Consider the following 12,375-nt stretch of genomic DNA (forward strand, 5'->3'; position numbering starts at 1 on the left):
GTTTCAACACGAAAAATCGGCACAAAGGTCACTGCCAAGTTGAAGATACGGCAAAATCGTTCCAGCTGCAAAACCTCGGTGGCCGACCTAAGGGTGAATCAGCCGGTATGCCTTTCAACTCAACCGGTTATGGTGTACAATTGTCGCAAGTTCCGAAGAGCACTTAGGAGCGCCGTCATTCCATGAGCGAGCTGACCGCCTACACCTTCTCCGGGCATGAGACGTTCCCCTTCCGCTATCCGTGGCTGAAGAAGGGGTACGACGCGGTCCGGGAGAACGACGCGGTCTTCGGTCGCGACGATGCGATCGCCACGTTGGGCGTGGGCAAGAACATGGTGCGGTCGATCCGGCACTGGTGTCTTGCGTCCGGGCTGCTGGAAGAAGATCGGGCGACCGGCGAGGGTCGAGGCATCGCACTTAGGCCATCTAAGCTGGGCGATTGGCTGCTTAGCGACGAGACCGGACGAGACCCCTACCAGGAAGACCCCGCGACCCTCTGGCTTCTCCATTGGCAGATTGCTTCAAACCGGCGCAGGGCCACGACCTGGTATTGGACGTTCAGCTACTTCAACTCCCCCGAGTTCACAATTGACCATTTGGCGGGGGCGGTTCACAAATGGACACAGACCCTGCCCGGCAAAGAGGTGGCGTTCAGCTCGGTCAGGCGAGACGTCGAGGTGTTTGTGCACACCTATGTCCCCACGCGCGCTGCCCGCGGGGTCATGGTCGAGGATTCGATCGGCTGCCCGCTCGTGGAACTCGGCCTGCTTGAGGCAAGCTCCGACGCTAAGACCTTCGGCTTCCGGCGGGGCTCGCAAGACGACCTTCCCGATGGAATTCTCATCTATGCAACTCTTCTTTATTGGAACAGCCTCGAAGGCGCGCCTGCCTCGCTTTCCGTTTCGGACCTCGCCCGCCGGCCCGGATCACCTGGGCGGCTCTTCAAGATCGACGAGTCGTCGCTGATCAGCAGGTACGAACAAGCAGAATCGCTCACCAATGGATATCTGACGTACAACGAAACCGCGGGCTTGAAGCAACTTTTCCGCGATACCAAGCGTTTGAAGCTAAGCCCGTTGGACTTCCTCGAACAGGCCTATCCGGCGCAGGCTTCGGTGGGAAGGACCGCCAAATGAAGGACGGCACCCCACTGCATCAACTCGTGACGGTCAGCGCCCGTTTCTCGCGCTCGATCTCCCTCGTCCGGGACTTCGAAGGCCCTGACGCGCTGGACGGGTACATTCTCACCCCGATTGGCCGCGACGTCCTCGGAAGGCTTCAATCGGCCCTGAGCGGCGAATCGGCGTCTCGAGCGTGGTCTCTCACCGGCTCCTATGGCTCCGGGAAGTCAGCATTCGCCCTCTTGGCGGCCCAGCTACTTGCCGGAGAGTCGAGGACCCTTGAGCGGGCTAGGGCCTACCTCAAGAGACACGACGAGAAACTCTGGGCAGGGCTCTTCGATCGCGGGGCGCCGCTTGGAGGGGGGACCAGGCGCCTATTCCCGATCCTCGCGACCGGAAGTCGGCAGCCGCTCGATAAGGCTATCGCCAGCGCCTTGGTCCGGGTCTTGCGCTCCATCGCCGCCAATAAGGGCGGTAAGAAGCCACACCTGATCGGAAAGCTAGAGCATATTGCAAACTCGAGCGAGCCGACCGGAGAGTCGATCGCAACCCTGTTCGATGAAGCGAACGAGTATGTAGGACGGTCCGACGAGAACGTATCCGGCGTTCTCCTGATCATCGACGAGCTCGGCAAATTTCTCGAATACGGCTCCAGCCACCCCGACCGAGGGGATGTCTTCGCGCTTCAAGAGATCGCGGAAGCGGCTTCACGGTCGAAGCGGCCCTTCCTGATGCTGACCATCCTGCACCAAGCCCTCGATCGTTATGCCGATCACATGTCCCCGAGCCGGCGATCCGAGTGGGCGAAGGTCCAAGGCCGGTTCGAAGATGTCCCGTTTGAAGAGCGGACTGAGCAGCTTGTTCGGCTCATCTCCCACGCCATCCGCATCGACGGGCCCGACGCCGAAACTAAACCTTTGAAGCGGGAAGCCAAGAGCCTCGCGTCCCAGGTCGCGGCTATGGACGTACGCCTCGGGCCGCTCGGCAAGAAAGAGCTGGTGGCCTGCCTCGCCGATTGTTTCCCGCTCCACCCGTTGACCGCTCTCACAGTCGGCCCGTTATTCCGCCAACTCGCCCAGAACGAGCGATCGCTCTTTGCCTTCCTCGTTTCCTCCGACCCGCATGGCTTCAGAGATTTCCTGCGACTGAGCTTCGGCGACTCGAAGCGGCCGCCGACGTACCGACTTGATTCGCTCTACGACTACGTCATCTCCACGCTCGGCCCGACGCTCTACGTCCATCATCGCGGAAAGGCATGGGCGGAGGTATATTCGGCACTCGACCGACTCAAGGATGCCTCGGAGCTGGAGATAAAAGTCGCCAAGGTCATCGGGTTGCTGCAGGCCATCGGCCCGATGAGCCCGGTCCCCGTCACGCGTGACATCCTCCAACTGGCGTTGCACGGCGCCGGAACGGAGAAAGAGATCGATTCGGCGTTGGAGAGCTTGCAAGGCAAGTCTATCGCCATCTTTCGAAGGCACCTCGGCGGCTATTCCCTGTGGGAAGGCTCCGACATCGACATCGACGACCGGTTGAGCGAAGCGCGGCGTAGAGTCGAGCGCGACCGTCCCATGGCCGCATTCCTTATGCAGACCGTTCCGCCGCAGCCGATGATCGCTCGGCGCCATTATTTCCAGAAGGGCACCCTCAGGTACTTCGAGGTCATCTACGCCGACAACGGGACCCTGCGTGATGAATTGACCCGGGATCTCGGCCAGGCGGATGGGCGGATCGTTTTCTGCCTGCCGCTCAATGCCGAGGAGCGGAAGGCGATGCGATCGCTTCTGAAGTCGTCCCCGAACTTCGCCCCGCCATCCGTCATCGCGGCGTTGCCCGGCGATATGCTCGACCTGAGCGAATTCTGCTATGACCTGGTCTGCCACCGGTGGGTGCTCGAGTACACCCCCGAGTTGGAGACCGACCGTACGGCGAGCAAGGAGCTGCACAGCCGGCTTACCCACGTCGAACAGCGGCTACGCAAGCATATGGAGTGGGTCTTCACGCCCCTGGCCAGCAGGGAAGAGTCCTGCGAGTGGTTCGTAAAGGGCAAGGCAGAGGCGGTTTCGACCCTCCGGGACGTCAACAACCTGCTTTCCCGCGTTTGCGACGACGTCTACCCTCGCACACCGACCTGGCGAAACGAGCTGATCAATCGTCGGCTTCTTTCTTCTGCTGCGGCCGCCGCCCGTCGGGCCCTCATCGAAGCGATGATCCTAAACCCCACGGTCGAGGGCTTGGGGTTCAGTGGGGTGCCGCCCGAGCGGTGCATGTACGAAACCCTGCTCCACCAGAGCCACATCCATCGCAAACACGGCGATGCGTGGGGTTTCTACCCTCCGGATAAGTCTTCCGATCCAGCCGTCAGGGACTTGTGGGCCGCCATCGAGGTTTTCCTCACGGAGACCGAGTCGACGATGCTCCCGATCGGGCAGCTGTTCGATATCATGCGGCAGCCGCCCTTCGGCCTGAAGGACGGGGTGCTTCCCGTCATCCTCGCCGCCGTCCTGCTCCACTACGATACCGAGGTTGCCCTCTACGAGAGCGGCAGCTTAGTTCCTCGCCTCGATTCCACGATTTTCGAGAGGATGTTCCGCTCGCCGGAACCCTTCGCGGTCCAGCGATTCAAGATCGTCGGGCCTCGCTTTGACGTCTTCCTGAAATACGCGGACCTTCTGAGCCGGACTTCCGCGCTCTCGGAAGCTAAGGCCCCGAATCTCCTCTCGCTGGTCAAGCCGTTGACGCGCCTCGTCAGGGATTTGCCCGACTATGTGCGCAGGACGAAGCAGCTTTCCGGTGTCGCCCAGGAAGTGCTCAGGGTGATCCGCGAGGCACGCCAGCCGGACCAACTCCTCTTCATCGATATCCCGACTGCCTGCGGCTTCCAGCCGTTCGGGGTGGATGCGAAGCCTTCGAACGAGCAGATCGCCAAGTTCTTCGAGGTCCTGCGCGCGGCGCTGGCTGAATTGCAGCGTGCCTACCCCGTGTTGCTAAACGAGATCCAGCGCCTGATCATGGAGGCGTTCCAGAAGCGGGGGACCATCGGCGAGGCACGGCAGGAGCTGGAGCATGACGCGAAGCTGATCACGCACCTCGCCGTGGACGCCAAGCTGAAGTCGTTCCTGTTCCAGACCTATGATCTCGATTCGGACGACAAGACCTGGCTGGAATCCGTAGCCACTCTCCTCGCGGGACGACCGCCGACCGCATGGGACGACCAAGACCGGACGCGATTCGAGGTCCAGTTAACCGCCACAACTCGCGCGTTTAGCAACTTCCGCGTCCTCGGGTTCGAGATGAAGAGCAATGGCGTCTCACTGCTCAACGGCGACCCCGAGATGCTCCGCGTGTGCGTGACGCTCCCGAAAGAGGGCGAATTCCAGAGAGTGGTCCACGTTCCCGACGAGCTCCGGTCCAAGGCCAAGCACGTCCACGCAGAGTTCCGTCGGGTGCTGGAATCCGAGCACCTGCTCGACAACCGCGAAGCCAGCGTGGCGATGCTGGCCCAGCTCATCCAGCAACTCTTGTCAGAGGAGAAGAAGCCGAACGGGAAGAACCGGTAAGCAAGTCCTAAGCAATTGCTGGGCTAGCGCGATCCTATCGTAGGAACACACGTCGATGAAAGTGGAGAACGGGATCTGGACCGTGCAGGACTTCCTTGACCGCAAGGGCGAGATCAATCCGAAACCGCAGTACCAGCGTGGGGAGGTTTGGAAGCTGCCTGAAAAGCAGCTGCTAATCGACTCGATCTTGAACGGCTTTGACATCCCCAAAATCTACCTGAACAAGATCTCTTCGAGTCTTCAGTATGAGTACGATGTTGCGGATGGGCAGCAACGGCTGATCGCAATCTGGAATTTCTGCGAGAACGAATACCAATTAGGCGTCAATTCGCGCCTTGGCCCTAGCAGATCTGGCCATGCCTTCAAAGATCTCAAGAAAGCTGATCGAGACAAAATTCTCGCGTTCAAACTCGTGACTGCCGTGGTGACGGGTGCGACGAGCGATGAAATCCGAGAACTATTCTCTAGGCTTCAGAAGGGACAGCGGCTTACTCCGGCTGAATTCCGCAACAGCATGCCTAGCGTTCTAGGCGATATAATTCGCGCAATGGCGGCAACGCAACCATTCTTCCAGAGGGGGGACTTCGATCCCTCCCGTTATAAAACGGACGACCTCATTGCGCACCTATTCGCACTCGAGCTATACGACGCGAAGCGGGACTTGAAGGCCCCTACGCTCGAGCTGATGTATCGCGAGCACGCCGCAGGCGCTCCACAGGAGGTCCTGCAAAAGGTCAACCAGATCCTGGCTTTCATGGACCAAATGCAAGACGCCAGGCCAGGATGCATCAACACAAAATGGGGGCTAGTAGACCTCTACTGGCTCATGTCAAAGCATCTAGAACACCTCCCGCAGCCGGTCGATCTCGCCGACCGTTATCTGGCTTTTGAACAGCTTCGGAAGCGATATAACGCAGATCCATCCCCCCTCATCGAAGGGGAAAGCGACAAAGAACGCAGATCTATCTATGACTACATTATTGCATTCAAGACTTCCGGAGGTATTCCCAGCAACATTACCACACGACATCGCGTTTTCAGCGATCGCTTTGTGACAAAGACCAAACGGAAGTAGGATGAACTCGAGGACCCGATTCGAGAGGCGGAGACGTCCTGATGCCCTTACTCGACGCCATTCCAGAAGAGCTGATCGCCGCCTTCAACGATGGCAGGGGAGCGCTTTTCGCTGGGGCAGGCCTTTCCATCGCCTCGGGCTTCCCGAACTGGCCTGGTCTACTCCTCCACCTCATCGAAAGAGGGACGAAAAACAACTATTTCCCGAAGAAAAAGGCTACCGAGCTCAAGAAACTCGTCAACAAAGACAAGCGCCTCTTGATGGTAGCCCAAGAGATTTCAGACCTATACGGCGACGCCGCATTCAGGGATGAGATTGCCAAACTATTCGAAGACGACACAAAGTCGCCCAACAGCATCCACCTCGAGTTGCCGCTACTGCCACTCTGTCTCATTGTCACTACAAATTATGACAACTTGCTCGAACGAGCATACGCGACGGTCCATCCTGGGAAAATTCCCTCTTCGTACACGCACGAAGATGCTCCCGACTTTGCAGATGCGCTATGGAGGGGGAAGTTCTTCATCCTGAAAGCTCATGGAGACTCGAAGCGCAAGAGCCGAATGATCATCACGGAACGCGATTACCGAAACATCATCCACTCTTCGAGGGGCTATCGCTCAGTGCTGTCTGCAATTTTCACAACAAAAACCGTCCTATTCCTCGGTGTCTCGCTCTCCGACCCCGAGATCCAACTGCTGCTTGGCTACCTTCATGATGCGTTCCACGGCAGCGGCCAATATCACTATGCGTTGGTGTCTAAGGAGGAGTTTTCGGATACGGATGCAAACCGATGGCGGAATGATTTCAAGGTACGCTGTATCAGGTACTCGCCAACAGCGGGCCACCCCGAAGTGCTGGAGTTCGTGAAGCAGCTCCCACATCCGAAACCATGACCGCCGTCGCGGCCTACACCGGGAACGCCCCAGGAGCTCCGCCACATGTCAAAAGTTCGCCACATCCTGTCTCTCTCCGGCGGTAAGGACAGCACCGCCCTAGCCATCTACATGCGCGATAAGGTCCCGGACATGGAGTACGTCTTCTGTGACACGGACAAGGAGCTGCCCGAGACGTATGAATATCTGACGAAGTTGGAATACTTCCTGGGCAAGAGGATCACCCGGCTCACCGACGGCGGCGGCTTCGATCACTGGCTGAAGGTCTACGGGGGATACCTCCCGTCTTCGCGTATGCGGTGGTGCACCCGCATGCTGAAGATCAAGCCTTTCGAAAAGTATGTCGGTGACGACAACGTGATGATGTATGTTGGCATTCGCGCAGACGAGGACCGAAGTGCCTACGTCTCCTCCAAGCCCAACATCACGCCGGTCCTGCCCTTCAAGGACGACGGGATCGACATGGAAGGCGTGCGCCGGATCCTCGACGAGAGCGGCGTAGGCCTGCCCTCCTACTACGAGTGGCGGACCAGGTCCGGGTGTTACTTCTGCTTCTTTCAGCGGAAGGCCGAGTGGGTCGGGCTGCTCGAAAAACACCCGGACCTCTACGAGGCGGCCAAGGAATACGAGAAGTTCGATTCTGTGACCGGGGACCGCTACACCTGGACACAGAAGGAATCCCTTGAGGAACTTGCCAGCCCCGAGCGCGTCGCCGAAATTAAGGAGAAGCACAAGAAGGCGTTAGAGACGAAGCAGCAGCGGCGGGCAAACCTCCCACTCCTTGAGGTGCTGAACGAGGTTCTCGAAGACGAGAACGACGACGAGCCCTGCCACTTCTGCCACGTTTGAGCGAGTAGCAGCCGTCCCCGGCGAGTACCAGGCCCGACACCTGTCGCGTATCCTGGAACTCGGCATTTTTAAATGCGAAGGACTCACGCCCACGGTCGTACGGGAGTCGGGCGCATTCAGGCTTCTAACCTTCTCAGCGAGACGCAACATGGCCAGCCTCCTCGAGATTTCCAAGTCCTTCGAAACGCGAAGCGAGACGATCTCGGATTTCTTCGAGCAGGCGGGCCTAGCCTACTACATCCCGCTTTATCAGCGCGAATACAGCTGGGATGCCGTGAACGTCAATCAGCTCATGGAGGACATCTGCCGGGGCGTCACTAACCTCATCGACGACCCTGGGACGATCCACTTCATGGGGGCCGTGATCCTCCTGCGGGAGAACGACGTCGCGAGGAACATCCAGCCTCAGGACCACAGGGCACTTCCCGTCGCCATCGACAACGTCATCGACGGCCAGCAACGGATAACGACCTTGGCGCTACTCGCCTGCGTCCTGTATCAGAGGATTTACGAGCTCGTCCGCAAGCTGCCCAAGGACGAGGTCTACGACGGCCTCCGCGAAGAGGCCAAGATAAGGACCTCGCTCCTTCTGAACATGTTCTCCGAGGACCTGAAGCGGGGATATCCGTCGCGGAAGCCCATCGTCATCCGGGGGTCCGTAGACGGATGGGCGCTCAGCGATCCGACCGACGCGAGCTACAAGTCGGACTTCTCCAAGTACATTGCGAAGGTGATTCGCGCAATTTCGGAAGCCGAGAAATCCGGGGGGGTAGCCTCCTTCCCGGCCCGGCCCAAGAGCAGCCTGGTCGGCAGCAATCTCAGGCTCATGTTGCAATGGCTGAAGCGGGTGGAGGACTCACACGAGGAGGACGGGAATGAAGACGACGAAGAGTTCTTCCCGACCGCCTGGTCTATCCTCGAAAAGATCGAGCAGCGGCACGTGTGGAGCTACGATCGCCCGGAGCTGAAGTCGATCGTCACCAATCGAAGCGACCCCTTGACCAAGCACGAGAAAATCGTTTGCTCGCTCGTTCAATTGTTCTCCTTCTGCCATTTCCTTTTCCGTTGCTGCTGCCTGACGCTCATCAAGCCCGTGAGGGAGACCTGGGCATTCGACATGTTCCAGTCCCTCAACGCGACCGGGACGCCACTCACGGCCGTCGAGACCTTCAAGCCCCTCGTCGTCAACAAGTTCGGCGGAACCTTCAAGGGCTCCGCGGCGGAGGGCAACCTGCAGCGCGTCGACAAACTCCTCGACGCATTCAAGTCGGCTGTGCAAAAGGGGAAGCTGACGAACGAGGTGCTCACGACCTTCGCGCTCGCCTACGACGGGTCTAAGCTGGGGAAGCAGTTCAGCGTCCAGCGAGCCAAACTCATCCAGTGGTTCAACGCCTGCGAGACCCAGGAAGCGAGAGACGAGTTCCTGCGGATCTTCGGCGACCTGGCCGACTACTGGCTGCGGATCGTCCAGTTCGACCGCAGCAAGCCCCAGCCGCTCAACGAGCTGACCGACAGCACCGAGGCGCCCCTTGCCACGCTCTGCTGCCTCTACCTTCAGGACGCCGGCCACCGGATGGCGAACACCATCTTGAGCCGGTTCTATTCGCCCGTCTTGCGCGAGGAAGAGGGGGCGGTGGACGACTTCGTCGCCGCCTCCGAGGCGGTCGCGGCCTTCTTCACGCTCTGGCGATCGTCCCACTCCAACCGAGGCCTGGATGACGTCTATCGCGTGCTCATGAGGGGAGCAGCGACCGAGCCGGCCTTCAGCTGGAAGTCGGACGTGAGACCGACCGTCGGCTCACTCAAGTCCTTCTTTCGCGCGAAGCTTGCGGAGAAGGGCATCGCCGCGAAGGCCGACTGGATGCCTCGCGCCCAGGAGTATTGCAGCTACGACCACGCGACCTCTGTCTGCAAGTTCATGCTGCTGATATGCGCCCACGACACGATGGCCGATCCCGCCGAACCGGGCCTGATGAAGGCCGCGAAGGCGGGCACTTCGCCGAACTACCTGAGGCCGGAGAGCTGGGTGTCGCTCGACTTCAACAGCATCGAGCATGTCGCCCCTCGGAGCCAATCCGGAACGGCCTGGGACGCGGCGTTCTACGAGCTCGACCGGGTCCATCGCATCGGCAACCTCAGCCTCCTGCCGACCGAGATCAACTGCTCGGCGAGCAACCGCGGCTGGGCCGAGAAGCTGATCTACTATAAGCACCTCGCGGAACCCGACCTGGACGCCACGAAAGAACTATCCCAGGAGGCGGAGTCCCTTGGGATCGCCCTCTCCGACAGCACTATCACCATGCTCAGGGAAGCCACTCACAAGCACCACATCGTCCCCCTGGTCAACATTCCGACCACCGGGGTCTGGGATTGGGCCTTCGTCGAGCGGCGCACCGAACGGATCTGCAGCCTCACCTGGGACCGATTGTGGCCGTGGCTGGCTTGACGCTGAGGGACTTGGCGGACATCGGGGACAGACTTGCGCGTTGGCAAAGTCTTGCCTATCATTCCGATGGGAGAACGTCGCAAACCATCTCTTGTCGTCTATGTACGTCGCGGCGATCAATCGGAACTGAAACGATGGGTCCAGATACCACCCGGCGCTATTACGAAGGCTCGTCAGACGCCTACTTCTTGCAGACTTGCGAGCGGGATTTATCGTCCTATTGGGCGATGTTCGAGGCCCATCTCAAGCCGGGATCAGCCATCATCGACCTAGGTTGTGGTTCCGGCCGCGATCTGAAACGCTTCGCCAAGGGCGGACACCGGCCGGTCGGGATTGACTATTCGTTGCCCCTCCTCGGATTGGCGGCTCGATTCTCCGGACAGGCGACCGTGCTAGGGAACATTCGGCTCGTCCCGTTCAGGGCGGAAGCTTTCGACGCTGCCTGGGCGATGGCGTCTCTCTTGCACCTTCCGCGTAGTGCCATCGGCCGAGCACTTCGGCAAATCGCGGCCTGCCTGAAACCTGGGGCTCCACTGTTCGCGGGGCTCAAACTAGGTATTGGGGAGGAAACGGATTCGCTCGGAAGGTTCACCACGTTCTATGCGGCCGATGAATGGAGCGACATCCTGGCTGAATCCAATTTCTCCGTTTATGATCTACAAATAGATATAGAGCGGCGCCGTCTGGCTGACGGCGGCTTTCAGGAAATCCCATGGATCGCTAGCCTGGCGATCGTCAGGTCGGGGTCGATGAGGCGTTCGCATCTACCCGCGTGAGGGAAGCAATCTCGCACTGAATCTGCCCTACTTTCGCTGTGATCTTCGGGTCGAGTTCGCGCGGGTAGACGTGTTCTTGGTACTTCTCGGGTTCCCCCTTAAGCAGGCCTTTGTGTGCAAGCCTGAGAATCCTATAGTGCGTTGTCGCCTTGCCGAGTAGCGGTTGGATGTCCTCATCGACGAGGCCCGAGGATTTGAGAATTAAGTTCTCTGTCTCCTCGCCAATCTTGATGATTTCGTCGAGCAGGACCTTGTCGTTGCCTTCGAACTGAACCCCCGACAGCAACGCCGTAAGTGTGCGGAAACTCGCAGGATCCCGCTGGCGAGAACGGAACACATTGTACAACAGATTGCTAGTGTTCCGGAGCTGAACGAGCGGGCCGTAGAATGTGTCTAGCTTCGTCTGCAGCGCCTTCGCCCTTTCGTTTCTCACGTTCTGGCGAAGCTGAGTGAGCGTCATCGATCGACTGATGCTTACGGCACGGTTGGACATGAAGAGAGCCGCCAACGCCGCGAGAGCGCTCAAGAGGCTCGCAACATCCTTGGTTGTCCACGCGGATGAGTCGTCGGTCTTCTTCGCCAGTCTGTCGATCGTCTCCTGGAGCCGGTCGAGCCTGGTCTGCATTGCCTGAGTCGGATCTGCCCCCGGGGCGGCAGGCGAGCCTGTCGGTTGAGGAGTGACGGCTTGTGGTTTCGCGTCTCCATCCTTCGACGTCGGTCGCACAACCGGCTCGGAGGGAGCGACCACGGCGGGCTTGACGGGGGCGGCAGCATCCTGAGCCCAAATTCGCGAACCCCCGAAAAACGCCAGGAACCAGATGGCGCAAACCAATGAGCAACAAGGCCCTACGTTAGAGTTCCGCATAGTTGGCAGTCCAAAGAGAAGTACGCAGGCGGAACCAGACCCCGAAAGCCGGCCCATGGAGTGACGAATCTAACCGCCCCTATCGAGGTAATCAATCCGCGGAATTTCTAGCTAGGAAGTCGCTTGCGCTTCGAGACCTCGACTCCTTTGCTGCTCGAATACCCGCAATCAGCAATCAGCAGCAATCAGTGGCCAGCAATCAGTGGCCACGCACCCAAGATATGGAGCAATCAGTGGCCACGCAATCAGTGGCCACGCACCCAAGATAGGAAAGCTGGAGAGGTGGGAGGAAATGCCGGCCTTGAAGAGTGCGGGCCTCGCGGTCTGAACGCGGCTCGATCCCGCCCGAGACCACCGGGGGCCCGACGGCTCGGCGGTGTTCGTCTGCTCGGACACGTCGGACGGTCGCGTTGAGCGTCTCCATCTCGACCGGAGCGGCATCCGCGTCCCCCAGTCCTTGACCGAGCTGCCGCCGCGCGAGCTGCTCGAGAAGACCCTCCACGAGTCCGTCCGCCGGGCTCGCGAACGGCTGTCGATCGAAGGCCGGCAGACTCCGGCCGATGATCCGCGGGACCGCCCCACGCCGGCGCGGTCGACGAGGAAGCCGCCGAAGAGGCGGCGGCCATGACCCCCGGCGCCTTCCACCTCGGGATCGTCGACGCTCCGATCTTAAGACGGAGCCGAGGGCACCGCCCGACTTGCCGCCCTCGAACTCGATTTTCCGGATTCGTGAAACTGGCCGGCGTCTTTTCGGGATTGTATTGAGTAGACGTTGCGCGGCGCCGCG

At 59.8% G+C, this 12,375-nt stretch carries 9 protein-coding genes; 8 read left to right on the top strand and 1 reads right to left on the bottom strand.

What is annotated here, in order from left to right; genetic code table 11:
• Window positions 1-182: 182 nt before the first annotated feature.
• The 7 genes from G6O54_RS12905 to G6O54_RS12935 all read left to right on the top strand — a co-directional run bounded on the left by G6O54_RS12905 (window position 183) and on the right by G6O54_RS12935 (window position 10,723).
• Complete coding sequence (locus G6O54_RS12905; protein WP_165225774.1) at window positions 183-1,136, top strand: DUF4007 family protein; 954 nt, start codon at window positions 183-185, stop codon at window positions 1,134-1,136.
• Window positions 1,133-4,681 (top strand): hypothetical protein, encoded by a 3,549-nt coding sequence (locus tag G6O54_RS12910; RefSeq protein ID WP_165225777.1) that lies wholly within the window; start codon window positions 1,133-1,135, stop codon window positions 4,679-4,681. Before G6O54_RS12905 ends, G6O54_RS12910 begins: the two co-directional genes overlap by 4 nt.
• 55 nt (window positions 4,682-4,736) lie before the next feature.
• A complete protein-coding gene (locus tag G6O54_RS12915) occupies window positions 4,737-5,756 on the top strand; it encodes a DUF262 domain-containing protein (RefSeq protein ID WP_165225780.1) in 1,020 nt (339 codons plus the stop codon).
• 41 nt (window positions 5,757-5,797) lie between these two features.
• Window positions 5,798-6,652, top strand: coding sequence for an SIR2 family protein (locus G6O54_RS12920; protein ID WP_165225783.1), 855 nt, complete (start codon window positions 5,798-5,800; stop codon window positions 6,650-6,652).
• 45 nt (window positions 6,653-6,697) lie between these two features.
• Entirely contained in the window at window positions 6,698-7,501 is an 804-nt protein-coding gene (locus G6O54_RS12925) for a phosphoadenosine phosphosulfate reductase domain-containing protein (protein ID WP_165225786.1), read from the top strand.
• Window positions 7,502-7,649: 148 nt separating this feature from the next.
• Entirely contained in the window at window positions 7,650-9,947 is a 2,298-nt protein-coding gene (locus G6O54_RS12930; protein ID WP_165225789.1) for a DUF262 domain-containing protein, read from the top strand.
• Between the two features lie 134 nt (window positions 9,948-10,081).
• Window positions 10,082-10,723, top strand: coding sequence for a class I SAM-dependent methyltransferase (locus G6O54_RS12935; RefSeq protein WP_165225792.1), 642 nt, complete (start codon window positions 10,082-10,084; stop codon window positions 10,721-10,723).
• Here G6O54_RS12935 and G6O54_RS12940 read toward each other — a convergent pair.
• A complete protein-coding gene (locus G6O54_RS12940) occupies window positions 10,683-11,348 on the bottom strand; it encodes a hypothetical protein (RefSeq protein WP_165225795.1) in 666 nt (221 codons plus the stop codon). The genes G6O54_RS12935 and G6O54_RS12940 overlap by 41 nt on opposite strands.
• A gap of 616 nt (window positions 11,349-11,964) precedes the next feature.
• On the opposite strand from G6O54_RS12940, the gene G6O54_RS12945 reads away from it, so the two are divergent.
• A complete protein-coding gene (locus tag G6O54_RS12945; protein ID WP_165225798.1) occupies window positions 11,965-12,216 on the top strand; it encodes a hypothetical protein in 252 nt (83 codons plus the stop codon).
• The last annotated feature ends 159 nt before the right edge of the window (window positions 12,217-12,375 follow it).

Source organism: Aquisphaera insulae (assembly GCF_011064615.1).
GTDB classification, from domain to species: domain Bacteria; phylum Planctomycetota; class Planctomycetia; order Isosphaerales; family Isosphaeraceae; genus Aquisphaera; species Aquisphaera insulae.